Genomic DNA, 20,210 nt, shown 5'->3' on the forward strand with positions numbered 1-20,210 from the left:
ACTTATCAATGGCAACAGGGATTTAGTCGATAAACTGTGGCCACATTTAACAAAAGCGAAACATAATTATGAAACAACTTTGCAGCGCTCTGATGCTTGTCAGCCCTCTTGCGATGGCTGCGCCAGCGGATCTTGACCCAACGGTATATGGCAAAATTAACGTTACTGTCCAAAACACCGATGAAGCCGGTGATTCCACAACCGAGGTGAAAAGTCATCACTCTCGTTTTGGTTTGAAAGGTGTCGCACCAATTAATGATGATTTGTCTGCGGTTTATCTACTTGAGTTTAAAGTTAACATTGATGAAGACTCTGACAATATCAAAGCTCGCAACCAGTATGTTGGCTTGCGTAGTCAAAAGATGGGTGAATTGCTATTAGGTCGCAAAGACAGCGCCTTCAAGACGTCGCAAGGAAAAGTTGACCGTTTCGGAGATATCAATGGTGATATCGCTGGTTTGTTTGCCAGTGAAGACCGAGTTGAAGAAAGCGTTCATTACACCTCTCCAAAGTTTGGTAAAGCGCGCTTTGCTGCAACATATGTGCTTGAAGGCAACTCCAAGCAATCTGATGCATCGGATAACGGTGCTAGCTCAGACGCTTTCTCTTTAGCGGTAAGTTACGGTGATTCGAAGTGGAAAAACGGCAATTGGTACGCATCTGCGTCATATAACAGTGAAGTCTTTGGCATCACCAGCTACCGTGTGACTGCATATGGCCAGTGGAACAATATCCAACTTGGCGCGATGTTCCAGGATTCTGAGTCAGACCGCGACGACAAAGAAGGCAAAGATGGTGACGGCTACTTAGTAAATGCCGGCTATAAGTACAATGATTGGTTGTTCAAAGTTCAGTATCAAGATACCGACATGGCGTTGAACAAGAAGTCATCTGCCGGTGAAGCCATCAACCTAGGGGTTGACTACAAACTGGCTAAAAGCACCACGCTTTACGCGTTTGGTACTTCATTTGATCTTGAAGACAAAGAAAACGATGACGAATACGTGGGCGTAGGCATTATCCACTTATTCTAATTGAATCGCTGCTGTTCGCAGCTCTGCGTTCATCTAAGCCTTGCTAAGTGATCTTGGTAAGGCTTTATTTTTGCCTAACGTTTGACGGTACCAAGGCAAAAAAATGGCTGCCAAACGCGATTGCCGTCCATGATCGGACGTTGTAAATAGCCAATTGACTCACTAGTTTCATGGTGATTAAGAAAATCTGTAACAATTGTCATAAAAGTGACATTGTTCAACCGAATAATACGCGTTGGATTATAGACTGCAGTCAATTTAGACTGCGCTCAATTGCTGAGGCTGAGTGACGTATTATGGCTAGACGAGTGCTAGTAGTTGAAGATGAAGCACCTATCAGGGAGATGCTGACATTTGTTCTGGATCAGCATGGTTATCAAGCCGTTGAAGCGGAAGATTTTGATGAGGCGCTTCAACAGTTAACCGAGCCATATCCTGATTTAGTTCTGTTGGATTGGATGTTGCCGGGTGGCAGTGGCATCCAGTTGGCGAAAAAATTGAAAAAAGACGAGTTCACTCGTCAAATTCCAATCATCATGTTGACCGCTCGTGGTGAAGAAGAAGATAAAATCCGTGGTTTAGAAGTGGGCGCTGATGATTACGTCACTAAACCATTCTCGCCGCGGGAACTGATGGCACGTATTAAAGCAGTGATCCGCCGAGTCAATCCTACCGGTCTCGATGAGCAGGTTGAAATTCAGGGACTCCGGCTTGATCCGGTGAGTCATCGTGTCACCTGTGGTGATGATGCGCTTGAGATGGGGCCGACTGAATTCAAGTTGCTGCACTTCTTTATGACTCACCCTGAGCGCGTCTACAGTCGCGAACAATTGCTCGATCAGGTGTGGGGCACCAATATTTATGTTGAAGATCGGACCGTAGACGTTCATATTCGTCGCTTACGCAAAGCGATTGAAACTAACGGTCACGACAAAATGATTCAAACAGTGCGTGGCGCAGGGTACCGTTTTTCAGCTCGCATCTAATTATCATTGGATAGCTAATGAGAGAACGCTCAATTGGTTGGGGAACACTCACCACCGTCATATTGATGTTGGCGGTGGCCGGGATCTTCGGCCTGCTGTTTGACGCGCCGCTATTGTTTGCCGGTGTTTGCGCTTTGGCATTGCTGTTTTGGCATTATCGCCACATGAAGCAATTATCCGTGTATCTTTGGCGAGATAAGCGTTTTGCTCCGCCAGCCGGATCCGGCTCCTGGGGAGTGATTTACGATGGCCTTTATCGCTTGCAACAGCGTAATCGTCGTCGCCGCAAAGATTTGGCTCGTCTGCTCAAGCGGTTTCGGCGCGGTGCCGAAGCGCTTCCAGATGGCGCTGTGGTGATCCAAAAAGATCGCTCCATTGTTTGGTCTAATCAGCTTGCTCAACGGTTATTGGGACTACGCTGGCCTGAAGACGCGGGCCAACGCATCGACAACCTAATCCGTAACCCTGAATTCATCGAATACATCAATGCAACTGATGGTCCGGATCTGATGGTGTTTCCATCACCAGCGGAGCCGATGCGAATGATCGAATTCCGTCGCATGCCCTATGACAAGAAACAAATCCTGCTGGTGGTTCGTGACGTCACCCAATGGTTGCGATTGGAGCAAATGCGGCGCGACTTTGTCGCCAATGTCAGTCACGAGCTGAGGACCCCGTTGACCGTTGTCCAGGGCTACATTGAAATGCTGCAAGACCCACAATCAATGCCTCCGGAAATGTGGCAAAAAGCACAGTCAATGATGCTTGAGCAAACTCACCGAATGGACTCGTTAGTTTCTCAGCTGTTAACGCTGTCAAAAATCGAAGCGAACGATCGCCCAGATACCAGCCACGAAATCGATGTTCCTGGCTTGCTATCGACTATTGCCGAGGAGGCAAAAACGCTGGCGGAAGAACGAAATCTATCGATTCAGCTATTTGTTGAGTCTGGCTTGATGATGAAAGGTGATCTGATGCAAATGCGCAGCGCCTTTTCTAATTTGATCTTCAACGCGGTGCACTACACTCCCGACGGTGGTCATATTAAGATCCATTGGCAGCGCTGTGCGACTGGTGCTGAATTTGCTGTCCGTGATGATGGTGATGGCATTGCCGCAGAACACTTGGCGCGGCTAACCGAGCGCTTCTATCGGGTCGACAGGGCGCGATCGCGTAAAACTGGTGGGTCGGGTCTCGGTCTTGCTATTGTCAAACATGCCTTGAGCCATCATCAATCCAGTTTGAATATCGAGTCGGAATTGACCTTCGGTTCGACCTTTAGTTTTATCATTCCAACATCACTAATCTATATAAAATAAACACTTAGCTGTTATCTTTTACTGAAATAAAAATGTCATAAAAGGTTAATCTAACTGTCATGGCAGGGCGCAATACTGAGCGCGTTTTTTTTGAAATGGATTATTTCCAGACGGAGTCCCTATGAAACTCAAACAAGTTGCTGCAACTATTGGCCTGACTGCCGCTGCAGTATTTTCTGCCAACGTTGTTGCTTTGGATAAAGACCTTCCTGACTACAAGCAGGTGAGTGGTATTTCTGGCAAGATCTCATCAACTGGTTCTGACACATTGGCAAACATGATGTCTCTGTGGACTCAAGAATTCCGTGATGATTTCTACCCAAGCGTTACTGTGGAAGTAACTGCTGCTGGTTCATCTACTGCGCCACCAGCTCTCGAAAAGGGCACTTCTAACTTTGGCCCAATGAGCCGTAAGATGAAAGCTGGCGAGATTGAAGCGTTCGACAAGAAGTATGGTTACAAGCCAACTCCTGTTCGCGTGGCAATCGACGCCTTGGCAGTATTCATCAACAAAGACAACCCAATTGATGGCCTGACCATTAAGCAAGTTGACGCGATCTTCTCAAGCACTGGCAAGTGTGGTGGTGAAGCAATCAAAAACTGGGGCGACCTAGGCTTGACTGGTGACTGGAGCTCTCGTGACTTCCAACTCTATGGTCGTAACTCGGTATCAGGCACTTATGGTTACTTCAAGAAGAAGGGCCTGTGTAAAGGTGACTTCAAATCTTCTGTCAACGAGCAGCCTGGTTCTGCATCAGTTGTTCAGTCGGTTTCTGCCTCACTGAACGCTATTGGTTACTCAGGTATTGGTTACCTGACTTCTGGTGTTAAAGCCGTGCCGTTGTCGAAAAAAGGTGGTCCATTCGTTCCTGCGACTATGGAAAAAGCTTTGACTGGTGAGTACCCACTGTCTCGTTACTTGTACGTCTACGTCAACAAGCATCCAAATCGTCCATTGGCTCCGTTAGAAGCTGAGTTCGTTCGCTATATGTTGTCTAAGCAGGGCCAAACTGTTGTAGAGAAAGACGGCTACATCCCAGTACCAGCGAAAGTTGCAAATGCTGACCTGAAAAAGTTGGGTCTGCTGTAATCCTCAAATGGGATTGCAAAGTGAACTTGAAAAACCGGCTTCGGCCGGTTTTTTTTTGCCTGTTAGACGCTAACAGCAGAGATCACAAGTCAGATGATCACAGGACGTACCTGTCTGACCAATTTGAACTCATTTGATTTCGATCAAATAGGTCGACTGGTGTAACAAAAGCCCCTTTTCTATGGTGAATGTAGTCATACTAAAAAATAAAAGGACGCATCTTATGACCACACCACCTCAAGAGTTAGTAACGCACCTCACTCGACTAGCCGAAATCTTTGCGGTTTTGCGCCGTAAACGGCAACAGTTTGTTTCACCCCAACAAGCATTGCCAAATCTCGAGCTAGCGCACCAGTGTAGTCAAATCGCAAGGATATTCACGGCATTGGAGTCGACCAATGAGGCGCGCATTGATGGCGCTCTCGACAAGCTTGAAACCACCTACTTTAATCTTGGCAAGCTTGGCTTAGCAGCAGGGCTTCGCTCAGCAAGGCATAATTTTCATCGCCACTTGGCAGAACAGCACACTTATGCCGCTTGACTATTCGCCCTAGTCACTCAGCGGACGTGCGGCCAAGCCGCCGTTGGCTTGCATCGAAGCCAATGTAGAAATCTTAGCTCTAAGCCTGATCTCACCTATGCAGTGAGTTCAGGCTTGCGTTGGGTGTTCGACTAATTGTGGTGAATTTGGTGAGTTGAACGCTAGCTTGTTCTAATACCCTTACTTTTTATCAATTTATTGTCATAATATAGCCCCAAAAAGCAAAGGTGTACTCGTTGGTGGATGTTATCTAACTGAATCTAAATTGTTAATGTGTTGTTTTATTATCATTTGTTTATCAGTTAATTACGTTTTTTTCTGATGATTTATTTTTTTCTACTTGTGATCTAAATATGCTTTTTCGCACTATTGTTAGTGAACCCGCATGATAGGAGAATAAATCTGATGTTTTCCAATCCACCACCTTCACTGATCCATGATGTGTCGAAGTTAGCGAAGCTGTTTGCCAACCTACGTAGCAGTAAACAACGCTTTGTTAGCCCTAAAGAAGCAATTCCAAATTTACAGTTGGCCCACAATTGCTCTCAAATTGAACTGATCTCATCGCGTCTTCGTGGTATTGCGCCACGAGTGATACAAGCGGCTTGTCAGCGTTTGGAAGATTCATATGATCATCCGGGGCAGGGCAAAATGCGGGGGGCGCTCAGGGCTCTAAAGCATCACTTGAAGCGCCGCAGCTTGCTTGAGCCGACGCGCTAGTTTGGGTTGTTTATCGACACTGAAGCTCTGCCATGGAGCTTCAGTACTTTGCTTCGATCACTCGAATATCAACTTGAAGCCGGCCAGTTCCAGCAGCTGAGCTTCCCTATCTAAGTCGACGTATAGCAACTGCTGATTAGTCAAGGTGTCGGGGGCAAACGTAAGTGTCATGGTTTTGCCATCAACCGTCACTGACTGAGGCTGCTCATAGCCTTTGCGACCCAAGTTTAACAATACCGCGATTCGCAATATCCGTATTAGTCGAATCAAGGTCTTGTCTTTGAACAGTTCTTCAATTGGCAGAAGTTGGTTCAATTGCAATTTTTTTCGATGGAACCGTACTAAGTTGGCCAATACCAGTTGTTCATCGCGGTTGAAGCCAGCTAAATCGCTGTTTTCAATGATGTAAGCGGAGTGGCGCTGAATGGCTGAGGAGTTGATATCTAAACCCACTTCGTGCAGGTAAGCTGCATGACGAATCAAACTTAGCGATGAATGCGGCAAAGCCCAAGGTTTCTGCAATTGTTGCCACAACCAAATGGCTATTTCAGCCACCCGTTGCGCTTGAATGCCATCGACATTGTAGCGAGCCATCAGACTCTCTCGCGCACGGCGCCGGACATCACTGTGTTCCATACCGCCATGCATTTCATAGAGTACGCCCTCACGCAAAGCAGCAGCTGAATATCGAATCTCGTTAATCTGAAATGCTGACACAATGGCAGCCATGACAGCTAGGCCACCGGCTAGTACCTGAAATCGCTCTTCTGATATGCCTTTAATTTCGATATCAGTTTGCTTTTCAATCAACAGTTTTTGCAGGTCTTTTAGGCTGTCCGCAGTGATTGCGCTATGGCCCATTTCCTGAGCGCAAGCAGCAAGAGCTGATGCTGTGCCTGATGTCGCCAGTACTCGGCCCCAACCAACACGGCAAAAGCTGTCAATGACTGGCTCCAAACGTTGTTGGGCCGACAAGATGGCTTTTTTGAATGCTTGTTTAGTGATGCCGTTAGCGAAATATTTTTTGGTAAAGCTGACACAACCCATGGTGCGACTGGTCAGTCGCAGCACTTGGTGATTCTGTCCCAATGCTAATTCGGTGCTGCCGCCACCAATATCAATGACCAAGGTTTTGTCTTCAGTCATCTCTGCGTTAGCTACCGCTTTGTAAATCAAACGAGCTTCTTCGTGGCCAGAAATCACTTCCACTGGGTGTGATAGCACTTCTTCAGCCTTGGCCAGAAAATCTCGTGCATTGGTTGCTTTACGCAGCGTGTGGGTCGCGACGATGCGAACGTTTGCGGTATCGAATGGCTGCAGCCTTTCATTAAAACGACTGAGGGATTCAAGACCGCGTTGAAAGCCCGCTTGGTCAAGCTGGTTATTGTCATCAAGCCCGGCAGCAAGCCGGACTTTTTCTTTGTGGCGGGTGAGAATTTGTAAATTACCCTCAACGATACGGGCAATCACCATATGAAAGCTGTTAGAGCCGAGGTCGAGTGCGACCAGCACATTGTCTGAATTTGTTACGTCGGTTGAATTACTTTCCACGTCCTTTTGACTTCTCTTCATATGCTTTTAAGTAATCGTGAGTGACGATCTGTGAGCGAATTTTCTTTTTGTTGCCTCTAGGTTTATAAGGGTTTGTTTGCTCAATGTCGATAACTCGCGCTTTGGTACGATCACTCCATTGCAATTCGAGGATATCTAGAATCAGCTTTTTCATTTTGTCATCGTAAACCGGCACACCCACTTCGACCCTGTTTTCAATATTGCGGGTCATCCAATCCGCCGACGAAATGAAGGTCTCGTGCTCGCCATTGGCGCGAAAGCTAAACACCCGCGGATGTTCGAGAAACCGGTCGACAATGCTGATCGCTTGGATATTGTCGCTGTAACCTGGAAGCCCTGGCACCAAACTACACATACCACGGACGATAATGCGGATCTTGACCCCGGCATTGCTAGCGGCATAGAGTCGGTTGACGATTCCGACATCGACTAAGTTGTTTACTTTGATAAAGATCTCAGCCTTCTTACCTTGCTGGGCATAGTCAATTTCTTGGTCAATTAAGCGATACAAGCGGCGGCGAGTATCGTTCGGACTGACCACCAAATGCTTAAAGCGATAACGCTTATAAGCATGCTGAATGAAGTCGAATACATTGTGTACTTCGTCATTGATCTCAGCATGTTTGGTGAACAGGCTGAAGTCAGTATAAATTCGAGCGGTTTTCTCGTGAAAGTTGCCAGTACCAATGTGGCAATAATTGACGTCCTCGCCGTCTTCTGTGCGGGTGATCTGGCATAACTTGGTGTGACATTTCAACGCTGGGACGCCAAACTCAACTTTAATGCCAGCCTCAGTGAGGGTTCTGGCCCAATCAATATTGGCCTCCTCATCGAACCGTGCTCGGAGTTCAACCACTACCGTGACTCGTTTGCCATTCTCGGCCGCATCAATCAGTGATTTAATGACCTGACTGTTTTTTGCGACCCGGTAAATACTAATCTTGATGGCCTTCACTGTTGGGTCAAAGGCGCCTTGGCGAAGGAATTCGGTGAAGTAGCGAAACTTATGATATGGGTAGTAGAGCAGAATATCGCCTTCGCTAATGGCTTCAAAGGCGGTGGTATGGCGGTCGAAATGAGCACTATCCAATGCTCTTAGTTTGGGGTTTTCTAAGTAGGCGCGGCCAACATTTGGAAAGCCTATAAAGTCGCGAAAGTTATGGTATCGGCCGCCTGGAATCACCGAATCATAGGATGAAATACCTAATTTGTACTTGATAAACTCGACCATGGCGGTGGGCATTTCGCGATCATGAACGAAGCGCACCGGTTTGCCGGTGAGACGCTGCTTCAACCCGCCGGACATTTGCTCGAGAATCGACTGATCGACATCTTCACTTAAATCAAAGTCGGCATCTCGAGTCATTTTGATCGAAAAAGCCTGTGCCTCATCGTACTCGAAAAAGCCCTGGAAAATGTCATCGAGACAATAGCGGATCATGTTGTCCAGCAAGATCATGCTTTTCTTCTTGCGGCCCTTTTCATCGGGCAAATTGACAAACCGTGATACCCGATCGGAAGGTACCTCAATTAAGGCATAGCGGATGCTATCGGCTGACTTCAGTTCAACCACCAAATAGGTCAAGTCGTCTTTTAGCACTCGAGTGAGATCGACTTTCTCGCTAACGATAATCGGCGCCACATGAGGCAATACATTGTCTCGGAAGTATTTGCGTAGCCAGCGGCCGTGCGCGTCGGAAACTTGCTCTTCGTTGATCAAAAAGATGTTGTGGCGCGCTAAACCGATGATGATATCCATGTAAGCTTCATCAAACCCTTGATTCAGCTTGAGTACCTTTTCTTGGATCGCGGTCATCAGCTTTTTGGTTTTTTCACTCTTTGGACCCGCGCCTTCAATAAGAATGCGGCGCCTCACATTGGCGACCCGAACGCGGAAGAACTCATCAAGATTATTGGAGAAAATCCCCAAGAAGCGCACGCGCTCAATGATAGGAACTGTTTTGTCGGCCGCCTCCTGCAACACTCGCTCATTAAATGATAACCAGCTTAATTCCTTTTCTACGTGCAGTTTGGGGTGGCTCATACTGTCCTCAATGAGTGAAAGTTTGTCGACCGTATGTTACGGCCTTAATCCGAAAAGTGATGTGACACTTTTATGTCAGAACGAGTTCTAGACGATGTCTTGGTCGATCATTAAATCATCTGATAGTGCTTCAAGGGCTGCCCACACATCCTCTGCTGTCAGTTGCTCTGGCAATGCCGCATTGATTCTGGCGTGGAATAAATTGCCTCCGAAATGGGCGGCGGACTCACATTCGGTTTCAAGGAGCAAAACATTGATGTTAAGTTTTGCCAAACAAGAAGAGACTTGTTGAACGATACCGGGCCTATCGTTGGCAGTAACGACAAATTCCAGCGTTGACTGTTCGGGTTGCGGTTGAGTCGAACCATCGGCAACGTGAATGGTTAAGTTGCTGAGCAGTTGAAGTTGTTCGGTTAATCCCGCCAATTGTTGTTCGGGAAGGCTGGCTTCAACAATACCAGCAAACTGTCCAGCCATAAGACTCATACTTGAGCCCAACCAGTTTCCGTGATGGTCAATAAGGCATGTTGATACCTCATCAACAATACCAGAACGATCAGGGCCAATAATGGAAATAACGATGGTTTTCATCAATATTGCTCCGCTGCTATCTATCGAACATAAGCTTTATTCGGCATTTGAGGGATGCCGGAGTGGCGGCAAAGTAAACATTTCGCCACAGTCTGCAAGCCGGAGAGCTTGTCACTCATTCCAGTCTAATAGATTTGGTAATAAAATCAGCATGATTTAGCGCTCATTTTGATTTGCACAGGCGCTAGATGAATAAACTTTGGTTACAAAGCACTTTGTAACAAATCTGTCATATTGCAAAAATATAATCGCCCCAGCTTTATTCACTTTGAGGTTCAAAATGGCCGACTCCGCTCATAACTTGTTAGCGGCCAGTCGTGTGCGCCTATTGAAAGATCGTATCGCCCGCTACGGTGTAACCGCTGGCGGTGTTATGGTTTTGGTGGCACTACTGCTGATCTTCTTTTATCTACTTTACGTTGTGTTCCCTGTTTTTCGTCCGGTGACGATGGAACAGCACGACACATATGCCGTTCCTGGCATTGGTGAAACTCTGGCTCTAGGCATAGAAGAGCAGAACGAAATTGGTTTTCGTTTGACCTCTGAGGCGTCAGTGGTGTTCTTTGCTGCTCGTCAGGCCAATAAAGGTTTCAACCCTGGCGATATCATTAGCACCGAACAACTCTCCGGTTTAGACGGTGAACTCAATGTCACTATGTCGACGCCTTCGAGCCAAACCTATGCGATTGCTGATGAGCAAGGCAAAGCGTTAGTGGTTCGTCCAGATTTTCGTGTCACCTTCCCAAATGATGTGCGCCAATTGACGCCATTTGTCAGCTATCCGCTTGGCGAGGAACCATTGCAGGTGGACCAGCAAGGAAAGGCGCTCAAGTACTTTGTCTTTGAACGTGGCGAAACGGAAGCAACATTCGCCGCAGTGACCGTCGATAACCGTCTGATTGTCACTCGTTTGATTGGTGAAGAAGATTTCATGACCGAGGAAATTGAGTGGCAAGCCGAGTATTACGCGGTTAACACCCAAGCGCGAGAAATCGATCAGTTGCGAGTGACGCCAGACCATCGAATGATGTTTGTGCGCCACGCCAATTTGGTTGATATCTACGATATCAGTCAGCCAGACTCGGGCATCAGCCGTTTGCAAACCCTTGATTTCGGTAACAAGAAGCTTACTTCGATGGATCTGTTGTCAGGTGCGTCGTCGGTCATGATCGCCGAACAAGGCGGCATTATCAGCCAGTGGTTCCAAGTGCAAACTGAGCAAGGTCGCGAGTTTACCCGTATTCGAGATTTTGATGCTGGTGGGGACGTCAGCGTAATGACGTCAGAGTTCTTCCGTCGCGGCTTCATGGCGGGTACGGAAGATGGTCAATTGTCGCTGTTTCATTCCACGGGTGATACTCGTCTTGTCACTAAACAGCTCGCTGAAGATAGCATCGACCAGATTGTCTTTTCGCCTCGTGCCGACTCCGCTTTACTGCAGGAAGCTGGCCAAATTAGTTATATCGAAATATATAACCCGCACCCAGAAGTCACCTGGAGTGCGTTGTGGCAAGAGGTATGGTACGAGGGTTACAAAGAGCCTGACTATATCTGGCAGTCGACCTCTGGTAGTGATGACTTTGAAGCGAAGATGTCATTAGTGCCTATTTCCTTCGGTACCATCAAAGCGGCGTTCTACGCGATGTTGTTTGCGGTGCCGCTGGCATTAGCTGGCGCGATTTATACAGCGTACTTCATGGCACCTGAAATGCGTACTTACGTCAAGCCAACCGTTGAAATCATGGAAGCGCTGCCGACAGTGATCCTAGGTTTCCTCGCTGGCCTGTGGTTGGCGCCATTAATTGAAGGCAACTTGCCTGGCGTCATGACATTACTGATTGTTTTGCCGGCCGGATTCTTGGCTGCCGCATGGGGCTTCCACAAATTGCCGAAAAACATCAAACAACGGATGCCGGAAGGCTGGGATGCCGCGTTGCTGATCCCGGTTGTGGTGTTCCTTGGCTGGTTCAGTTTTGCCATCAGTCCAACACTGGAGCTGTGGCTAATGGGCGGTGATGCACGTGGTTATATCACCAACGAAATGGGCATCAGTTTTGACCAGCGCAACTCATTGGTTGTTGGTATCGCCATGGGCTTCGCGGTTATCCCGACAATTTTCTCCATTGCTGAAGACGCTGTGTTTAGCGTCCCTCGCCACTTATCGAATGGTTCGCTGGCGCTAGGCGCAACGCCTTGGCAAACGCTGACTCGAGTCGTGTTGCTAACTGCAAGCCCAGGTATTTTCTCTGCGGTGATGATGGGTCTTGGTCGCGCCGTGGGTGAAACCATGATCGTGTTGATGGCAACGGGTAATACGCCATTGATGGACTGGAGTATCTTCCAGGGCATGCGGACGCTGTCGGCCAATATTGCGGTTGAAATGCCGGAATCTGAAGTGGGTAGCTCGCACTATCGAGTGCTGTTCTTATCAGCCTTTGTACTCTTTATTGTGACCTTTGTGTTCAACACCATTTCTGAATTTGTCCGCCAGCGTCTGCGTGACAAATACAGCAATATGTAAGCTGAGCGAGACGGAGAATTATTAGATGAAAACTTGGTTTAAGTCTGGCTCACCTTGGGTATGGATGACAGCTGGTACTGTCAGTATCAGTTTGGTTGCTGTATTAGGCTTATTGCTGCTCATTGCTTGGCGTGGTTTGGTTTATTTCTGGCCTGCGTCTGTCTATCAATTTGAAGTGCGTGATCAGTTCGGTAATGTCAGTACCGTTGTGGGTGAAATTCACGATAGAGAACAGGTGCCAGTATCACAGCTGCGAGAAGCCGGCCGCGATATTCAAGGTGCCCCTACTGATTTGGTGACGCGCTACTTGGTGAAAACCGGTAACCGTGAATTCGTCGACTTGGATTTCCGCTGGATCCTTGAAACGGATATCATCGAGCGCACCAAACCCGCCAACATCGCTCGTGTTGAGCGCACTAAAAACGGCAACTTCTACGGCGAAGTGTTGCAAGTTTTGGAAGGCCAACAGCCCGTTGCTGGCGATGTGGCTGAAGTGTTGCAACAGCGCATTGATCGCGTCGGCGAGCTAACCGACGGCATGGCTGATATTCAGCACGGTGATATTGGCGGCATTAACTACAAGCTGGAAAAAATCCGTTTGCGTGAACGTGGTGATGAACTGCGTGATCGACTGACCCAAGAGCGGATTGATGACTACAACGCGCAGCGTGAAGCCCTTCGCACTGAGTACCTTGGCTATGAGAAAGAGCTGTTTGCTCTGCGTGAAGAAACTGAGCGCGATACTGTCGTTATCAAAGATATGCGTGGTGAGTCAGTCCACATCTCAATGAAGTATGTGTTGGATGTCATTTACCCTAACGACATGAGCGTGTTTGCCAAAGCCGGTCACTGGTTCGTGGAAGTGGGTAAATTCATCAGCAGTGAGCCGCGTGAAGCAAACACTGAAGGCGGGGTGTTCCCAGCGATCTTTGGTACCGTCTTCATGGTGATGCTGATGGCAGTGGTGGTGACACCATTTGGTGTGGTCGCTGCGATCTACTTGCACGAATATGCGGGTAAAAATGCCCTCACCAAGATTATTCGTACCGCGGTAATCAACCTAGCTGGTGTGCCATCGATTGTTTACGGCGTATTTGGCTTGGGCTTCTTTGTTTACGTCATGGGTGGCAGCATCGACCAATTGTTCTACCCGGAAGCGCTACCATCGCCAACATTCGGTACCCCCGGTATGATGTGGTCGGCATTGACGCTGGCAATTTTGACCCTACCAGTGGTCATCGTATCGACCGAAGAAGGTCTATCGCGAATCCCTTCGACTGTGCGTCAGGGCAGTTTGGCGTTGGGCGCGACTAAGGCTGAAACTCTGTGGCGTATCGTATTGCCGATGGCATCGCCTGCAATTATGACCGGTTTGATTCTGGCGGTTGCTCGTGCTGCTGGTGAAGTTGCGCCGCTGATGTTGGTTGGGGTGGTGAAAATGGCGCCGACCCTGCCGGTTGATGGTAACTTCCCGTTTATTCACTTAGACCGTAAGTTTATGCACTTGGGCTTCCACATCTATGATGTTGGTTTCCAAAGCCCCAATGTTGAAGCGGCTCGCCCCCTTGTTTACGCCACCTCATTCTTGTTGGTGACCGTTATTGTGGGCTTGAACATTACCGCTATTGGCATTCGCAATCACTTGCGTGAAAAATACCGCTCGCTTGAGCACTAAGAACAGTATTTGATTAGAGGACATCTCCTGATGATCACAGTAACACCAACTGGCTCAACAGCGACCCGCGACTTATCGGCGTTGACCGATGCTGAAACTGCGTTGGAAATTAAAAATCTAGATTTGTACTACGGTAGTAAGCAGGCGTTGTACAACGTCAGCATGAAGATCCCAAAAAACCAAGTGACGGCCTTCATTGGCCCATCTGGTTGCGGCAAATCAACATTGTTGCGCTGCATTAATCGTATGAATGATTTAGTGGATATTTGCCGTATTGAAGGCGAGATCTTGCTCCATGGCCAAAACATTTACGACCGTAAGGTCGATGTTGCATCGCTGCGCCGTGGCGTTGGCATGGTATTCCAGCGACCTAATCCGTTCCCAAAGAGCATCTATGAGAACGTGGTTTATGGTCTGCGCCTTCAGGGTATCAAAGATCGCCGGGTACTCGATGAAGCGGTAGAACGCTCGTTGCGTGGTGCTGCGCTGTGGGATGAAGTAAAAGACCGTCTTAACGACAATGCTTTTGGTTTATCTGGCGGTCAGCAGCAACGTTTAGTGATTGCCCGCGCCATTGCGATTGAGCCAGAAGTGTTGTTGTTGGATGAACCAACATCGGCATTGGATCCAATCTCAACACTGACCATTGAAGAGCTGATCAATGATTTGAAAAAGCAATTCACGGTTGTCATCGTGACCCACAACATGCAGCAGGCTGCTCGTGTATCTGACCAAACAGCCTTTATGTATATGGGAGAAATGGTCGAATACTCAGACACCAATACGCTGTTCACCACGCCAGCGAAGAAGAAAACAGAAGACTATATTACTGGTCGTTACGGTTAAGCATTGTCATTGCTTTGCAGAATAGAGGAATTACCGTGGATACAGGTCATTTAAACAAACACATTTCTGGCCAATTTAACGAAGAGCTGGAAAATGTTCGTAGCCAGATTCTGGCGATGGGCGGTTTGGTCGAACAGCAATTGATGGATGTATTGGCTGCCGCTCGTGACAAGGACAATGATTTAGCCCATGAAGTTATTAACAATGACGTCAAGGTCAATAACTTCGAAATGGAAATCGATCAGGAATGCACTCGGATTATTGCTAAGCGTCAACCGACTGCAAGCGATTTACGCCTGATGATGACTATTGTCAAAACCATTACCGATTTAGAACGTATCGGCGACTTGGCTGAATCAATCGCTAAGGCGTTGCTTCGCAACGATAGCAAAGCGCCCGACGTGGTGAAGTTCAACCTTGAAGCAATGGGTGAGCAAATTGTCAAAATGCTGCGTGAGGTCCTTGATGCATTTGCTCGAATGGATGTTAAAGCGGCATGGAAAGTTCATTTGCATGACAAGAAGATTGACTCCTTGCATGAAGGAATCGTCCGCCAATCATTGACTTACATGATGGGGGATTCTCGCTCAATTCCAGAAATGTTGGATTTGATGTCGATTAGCCGCTCGTTAGAGCGCGTCGGTGATCACTGTACAAACATTGCTGAGTACGTGGTTTACAATGTCACGGGTAAGGATATTCGCCATACGTCGGCGGCCGATATCGAAGCGATTATTGACGACCAATAGGCAGTTGTTTATGTCGGAAAAACCCTGCAATGCAGGGCTTTTTTGTCGCCAAATTTCAATCAAAAAACATCAGGGACTATGGTTTGATCACTATGAGGTGCTCTGACGTAGCCACTTTTATCGATCTTCGGTAGCTTAATGGTGTCGTATTTGATCTTTTTGTATGGGATTTGCTGAATAAAGTGGCTGATGCAATTGAGCCGGAGTCGGCGTTTATCGTCCGACTGCACCACGAACCAAGGTGATTGCTTGGTGTCTGTGTATTTAAACATGTCGTCCTTGGCGGCGGAGTATTCTGCCCATTTTGCTCGTGATTCAAGATCCATTGGCGAGAACTTCCAGCGCTTGATTGGGTTTTTGATTCGCTCTTGAAAGCGCTTCTCTTGTTCCTCATCAGAAACCGAGAACCAATACTTGATCAGGACAATGCCACTGCGGGTCAACATGCGTTCAAATTCTGGACATGAACGCATGAACTCATCGTATTCTTCATCGGAGCAAAAGCCCATGACTCGTTCTACTCCAGCTCTGTTGTACCAAGAACGGTCAAACAATACGATTTCGCCTGCCGCAGGCAGATGCTGGACATAGCGTTGGAAATACCACTGCGAACGTTCGCGTTCGGTTGGTACACCCAGAGCGACGACACGACAAACCCGTGGGTTGAGTTTTTCGGTGATGCGCTTGATAGTGCCGCCTTTACCGGAAGCGTCTCGTCCCTCGAAGATCACCGCGACTTTCAATCCTTGTGTTTTCACCCATTCTTGCAAATGAACCAGTTCAACTTGTAATCGCGCTAGCTCGTCTTCGTATTTTTTCTTGTCCAACTTGGGGAGCTGCTTTTGCTTCTTATCGCCTTCCATTTGCTACCTCTTTGCGCCAATAAAAACTTGTTTATTCACTATAGCCTTAAGCTGAAAGTAGTGAGAACTCTTGTCATCATGCTGTCGGGAGCGGCAAAAAAAAACTTCTTTTGTAAAATTTCACATGTGTAAATGCGCAAAATCTAAACTGTAATTGGTGTTTTAGAGTTAAAGCTCAAAAAATGATTAGTTTCGCTCTGAAAATCTTTTATGCCAACAAATCTAGAGACTTATTCTATTAACCCGGCTCAGCTATGAACCTCTTTCGTGCCAAAGCATTGTTTGAATAGCTTTCTGAGTAAGACAATTCGTGTAGTAAAATTACGTAAATAAATTTAATTTCGATCAAATGCTTGTCAGACCGAAACCTACCATTTATAACCAAAATAACTCGTTAATGAGGTGGATTACTCACTTGATTTAATTCTATGTGAGTGAAAATAAATAAAAAAATTCATCTTAAAAAGTTTTTCTGAGTGATTTTTATTCGACTAATGGCTAATGGAAAGAACTCAAAAACTAAACGAGATTGTAGTTGCAAGATTACAAATGTTTTGACGCGACGCTAAATACAAACTGCCTGAACGCCCAAGCAAGAGGCGTGTATAAAACCGAGAAGAGGACGCACCATGTCTTTAACACGTGAACAACAAATAGCTGCGATTGAACAAGACTGGCTCACCAACCCACGCTGGAAGGGCGTGACGCGAACGTACAGCGCTGAAGATGTGGTTAACTTGCGCGGTTCGTTTGTGCCAAGAAATGACTTGGCTCAGCGCGGAGCAGATAAGCTTTGGCAACTGATCAACGGCGATGCCAAAAAAGGCTATGTCAACTGCTTGGGAGCTTTGACTGGCGGTCAAGCCGTACAGCAAGCCAAAGCAGGGATCGAAGCCATCTATTTATCAGGGTGGCAAGTTGCTGCCGATGCCAATCTAGCGTCGAGCATGTACCCAGACCAGTCACTTTATCCTGCCAATTCAGTACCAGCGGTCGTTGAGCGGATTAACAACTCGTTTGCTCGAGCCGATCAGATTCAATGGTCTAATGGCCAAAACCCAGAAACTGGCATTGATTACTTCCTCCCGATCGTTGCCGATGCAGAAGCCGGGTTTGGCGGGGTTCTCAATGCCTATGAATTGATGAAAAACATGGTCAATGCCGGTGCTGCTGGCGTGCACTTTGAAGATCAGCTGGCGTCGGTGAAAAAGTGCGGCCACATGGGTGGTAAGGTATTGGTGCCAACCAAAGAGGCCGTGCAAAAACTCATTTCAGCTCGACTTGCCGCTGATGTCGCTGGAACGACAACCTTAGTTATCGCAAGAACCGATGCCAATGCGGCGGACTTGTTGACCTCTGACTCTGACCCCTATGATCAGGAGTTTATTACCGGTGAACGCACCAGCGAAGGTTTCTATCGAGTGACGCCAGGCATTGATCAAGCTATCTCGCGGGGCCTAGCATATGCACCCTACGCCGATATGGTGTGGTGTGAGACTGCAACGCCGTGTTTGCAAGAGGCGAAGAAATTTGCTGAAGCGATTAAAGCGAAATACCCCGACCAAATCCTAGCTTACAACTGCTCGCCGTCATTCAACTGGCGGAAAAATTTGGATGACACCACCATTGCCAAATTCCAGCAAGAGTTGTCGGATATGGGGTACAAGTACCAATTCATTACACTAGCTGGCATTCACAACATGTGGTTTAACATGTTTGAGTTAGCGCATGCGTATGCGCAAGGTGAAGGTATGCGCCATTATGTTGAAATGGTACAAGAGCCCGAGTTCGCTGCAGCCAATAAGGGGTATACCTTCGTGGCCCACCAGCAAGAAGTGGGGACCGGCTACTTTGACAAGGTCACTAACATAATTCAGGGCGGCCAGTCGTCGGTGACGGCGCTTACTGGCAGCACTGAAGAGGCTCAGTTTAGCTGAGCCATCGCGTTCTGGTGATTGCAGCTAGGTGCTTTGCTATTGCTGCAATCAACGGATCACCTCGTGCACTTTGGGTGACCATACGGTCACCCTTTTTTGTTAGTTGGCTGTTTGACAATCCAACCAGGTTGTCAGCTGTGTCATCAATTCAGGGTAGTCTTGAGTGATTGCTCGTTCTAGCTCTGGTCGGCAATACTGCAAACAAAGTGCACCGATGTCTGCTAAATCGACTTGCCGTTTAAGGCGCAAACTGATTCTGTTTAGCGCGTATAACACCTGTTCTTCACTCTGGTAATGACAGAGCCAATTGCCTTCGCTCATCGCCGCTCTCACCTTTTCGTAGCGGGGAGCCATGTGTGGCAGCGGTGTGAGTTGCTGGTAGATGCAGTGGGCAAATGTAGTGAGTGGCGTCGAACAAAATTCGCTCCAGTGCTGACTCAGTTTATGATCAAGCAGCATGTCGGTAACAATGCCCAGGTAACGGCGCTGGCCTTGTTTAAACTTTGGACGTATTGATGCTAAATACGGCATTCGATCGCTGTAGGCATCGACTTTTCGATGCAACAAAATGCCCAATTGCACGTCAGGTGAGAAGTGCAGGTACTGGTTACCACGGACAAAGTCACCCAGCAAAGCGCCCGTTATGCTGGTTTGAGTTGCACTGGCAATATGAAAGTGGGCAAGAAAATTCAATCGATGGTCATATTGGTTGCGGCCGATGATTAATCATACTGCTATGGCAACCAGAATAAAGCCAAAAAAAAGCCCGCTACTTTTGAGCGGGCAAACCAGAAAAGGCTTCAATAACGTGATTCAGCGAATCAATTGGGGGGAAAAGGCGCGTCGGCGAGGTGGTCACCAACGTCGCACATTTACTTGTTGTAAGCGAAGTTGTATCGCTTAGTAGCAGGTGCCAAAGTTGTTGGCTCTTCAGCTGCAGAAATCTGGTCGCCGGAGAGCACTTTGCTGAAAATATCAATCAAAGGTTGCATGGTTTGTGTCCTCCAAAGAACTGTGTTCTCGTTTCGTTGATGGGAATAATAGTGTGACATTCATCACGCGTCAAACTTTTTTTGTAATTAAATTACTTAAAATTGTGAGGTGGGGGCTTTAAACGCAAAAAAGAGTGATGCTATTCACTCTTTTTTGGTTGTTTTTGTTGGAATTTTACGGTTAGAGCTCGTCGATGGGGTCTGGCACAACATTTTCTGCCATTGTCATTAACTGGATGGCAACCTCCACAAAATCGGAGCCGGTCACCATGCCAACTAGCTTGCCATTGTCGACCACGGGCAAGCAGCCAAAGCGCTGTCGCTTAAGCAGGCGTGCGGCTTGAACAACACCTGTTTTGGAGCTGATGGTATAAGGATGATCTGTCATAATGGATGATACAGGCGCAGAGTCTTGCTCGTTGGCATCCATCCCTCCGTGGCTAAGCACATCACGTTGACTAATGATTCCGAGTAGTTGTTGATCAGAGTCGACGACGGGAATATGGCGAATCGGGTGCTCCGACATAAGGTGTTTTGCGTTAGATAGCAAAGCGTCGGGGCCTAGGGTAAATAACTCGGTGTTCATGATTTCATCAACCTGCATTGTCATGAGCTTTCTCCTAGTTGACCGTTACACCTCAAGACTATGACTCCGCACAGAGGCAAAGTTTGATTTACTGCAATAAAGCTTCCGATACTCCGGTCAAACCAGGAGCAATAGTAAGATGTG

17 protein-coding genes are annotated in these 20,210 nt (G+C 47.5%); 11 read left to right on the plus strand and 6 right to left on the minus strand.

From position 1 onward, the window contains the following. Positions 1 to 68 precede the first annotated feature (68 nt). The 6 genes from CBE68_RS03030 (at position 69) to CBE68_RS03055 (ending at position 5,690) form a co-directional block, all read left to right on the plus strand. Complete coding sequence (locus CBE68_RS03030; protein ID WP_087504571.1) at positions 69 to 1,034, plus strand: porin; 966 nt, start codon at positions 69 to 71, stop codon at positions 1,032 to 1,034. Positions 1,035 to 1,330: 296 nt separating this feature from the next. Then, a complete protein-coding gene (phoB, locus tag CBE68_RS03035; RefSeq protein WP_087504572.1) occupies positions 1,331 to 2,020 on the plus strand; it encodes a phosphate regulon transcriptional regulator PhoB in 690 nt (229 codons plus the stop codon). Positions 2,021 to 2,037: 17 nt separating this feature from the next. Next, positions 2,038 to 3,339, plus strand: a complete 1,302-nt coding sequence (gene phoR, locus CBE68_RS03040; protein ID WP_087504573.1) for a phosphate regulon sensor histidine kinase PhoR — start codon at positions 2,038 to 2,040, stop codon at positions 3,337 to 3,339. 121 nt (positions 3,340 to 3,460) lie between these two features. Continuing rightward, entirely contained in the window at positions 3,461 to 4,429 is a 969-nt protein-coding gene (locus tag CBE68_RS03045; RefSeq protein ID WP_087504574.1) for a PstS family phosphate ABC transporter substrate-binding protein, read from the plus strand. Positions 4,430 to 4,652: 223 nt separating this feature from the next. After that, complete coding sequence (locus tag CBE68_RS03050; protein WP_087504575.1) at positions 4,653 to 4,970, plus strand: hypothetical protein; 318 nt, start codon at positions 4,653 to 4,655, stop codon at positions 4,968 to 4,970. 405 nt (positions 4,971 to 5,375) lie between these two features. Further along, positions 5,376 to 5,690 (plus strand): hypothetical protein, encoded by a 315-nt coding sequence (locus CBE68_RS03055; protein ID WP_087504576.1) that lies wholly within the window; start codon positions 5,376 to 5,378, stop codon positions 5,688 to 5,690. A gap of 57 nt (positions 5,691 to 5,747) precedes the next feature. Here the strand turns inward: CBE68_RS03055 and CBE68_RS03060 are convergent, their stop codons facing one another. The 3 genes from CBE68_RS03060 to CBE68_RS03070 all read right to left on the minus strand — a co-directional run bounded on the left by CBE68_RS03060 (position 5,748) and on the right by CBE68_RS03070 (position 9,897). Continuing rightward, on the minus strand, positions 5,748 to 7,241 hold the full coding sequence (locus tag CBE68_RS03060; protein WP_158100478.1) for a Ppx/GppA phosphatase family protein: 1,494 nt from the start codon (positions 7,239 to 7,241) through the stop codon (positions 5,748 to 5,750). Continuing rightward, on the minus strand, positions 7,231 to 9,306 hold the full coding sequence (gene ppk1 / locus CBE68_RS03065; protein ID WP_087504578.1) for a polyphosphate kinase 1: 2,076 nt from the start codon (positions 9,304 to 9,306) through the stop codon (positions 7,231 to 7,233). Before ppk1 ends, CBE68_RS03060 begins: the two co-directional genes overlap by 11 nt. Positions 9,307 to 9,393: 87 nt before the next feature. Then, on the minus strand, positions 9,394 to 9,897 hold the full coding sequence (locus tag CBE68_RS03070; RefSeq protein ID WP_087504579.1) for a glycine cleavage system protein R: 504 nt from the start codon (positions 9,895 to 9,897) through the stop codon (positions 9,394 to 9,396). A 373-nt stretch (positions 9,898 to 10,270) separates the two neighbouring features. Here CBE68_RS03070 and CBE68_RS03075 point away from each other — a divergent pair, with 373 nt between their 5' ends. From CBE68_RS03075 to phoU, 4 genes are read left to right on the plus strand one after another with little or no spacing between them, the layout of a single operon-like run. Beyond that, positions 10,271 to 12,418, plus strand: coding sequence for an ABC transporter permease subunit (locus tag CBE68_RS03075; protein WP_229744622.1), 2,148 nt, complete (start codon positions 10,271 to 10,273; stop codon positions 12,416 to 12,418). Positions 12,419 to 12,443: 25 nt separating this feature from the next. Continuing rightward, positions 12,444 to 14,093, plus strand: a complete 1,650-nt coding sequence (pstA, locus tag CBE68_RS03080) for a phosphate ABC transporter permease PstA (protein WP_087504581.1) — start codon at positions 12,444 to 12,446, stop codon at positions 14,091 to 14,093. 30 nt (positions 14,094 to 14,123) lie between these two features. Then, a complete protein-coding gene (pstB, locus tag CBE68_RS03085; protein WP_087504582.1) occupies positions 14,124 to 14,939 on the plus strand; it encodes a phosphate ABC transporter ATP-binding protein PstB in 816 nt (271 codons plus the stop codon). A 35-nt stretch (positions 14,940 to 14,974) separates the two neighbouring features. Next, on the plus strand, positions 14,975 to 15,688 hold the full coding sequence (phoU, locus tag CBE68_RS03090) for a phosphate signaling complex protein PhoU (protein WP_087504583.1): 714 nt from the start codon (positions 14,975 to 14,977) through the stop codon (positions 15,686 to 15,688). 59 nt (positions 15,689 to 15,747) lie between these two features. On the opposite strand, the gene ppk2 is transcribed toward phoU, so the two are convergent. Further along, positions 15,748 to 16,551 carry a polyphosphate kinase 2 gene (ppk2, locus tag CBE68_RS03095; protein WP_087504584.1) on the minus strand — a complete coding sequence of 268 codons (804 nt, stop codon included), beginning with the start codon at positions 16,549 to 16,551 and terminating at the stop codon, positions 15,748 to 15,750. A gap of 629 nt (positions 16,552 to 17,180) precedes the next feature. Between ppk2 and aceA the strand changes: the two genes are divergently transcribed. Further along, positions 17,181 to 18,488, plus strand: a complete 1,308-nt coding sequence (gene aceA, locus CBE68_RS03100) for an isocitrate lyase (RefSeq protein ID WP_087504585.1) — start codon at positions 17,181 to 17,183, stop codon at positions 18,486 to 18,488. A gap of 99 nt (positions 18,489 to 18,587) precedes the next feature. On the opposite strand, the gene CBE68_RS03105 is transcribed toward aceA, so the two are convergent. Both CBE68_RS03105 and CBE68_RS03110 read right to left on the minus strand, forming a co-directional pair. Next, the gene (locus tag CBE68_RS03105) at positions 18,588 to 19,181 is read right to left on the minus strand and encodes an acyl carrier protein phosphodiesterase (protein WP_087504586.1); all 594 of its coding nucleotides are present in this window, start codon (positions 19,179 to 19,181) and stop codon (positions 18,588 to 18,590) included. A gap of 480 nt (positions 19,182 to 19,661) precedes the next feature. Further along, positions 19,662 to 20,090, minus strand: coding sequence for a CBS domain-containing protein (locus CBE68_RS03110; RefSeq protein WP_087504587.1), 429 nt, complete (start codon positions 20,088 to 20,090; stop codon positions 19,662 to 19,664). Between the last annotated feature and the right edge of the window lie 120 nt (positions 20,091 to 20,210).

It is taken from the genome of Neiella marina (assembly GCF_002165625.1).
Lineage (GTDB): Bacteria > Pseudomonadota > Gammaproteobacteria > Enterobacterales > Neiellaceae > Neiella > Neiella marina.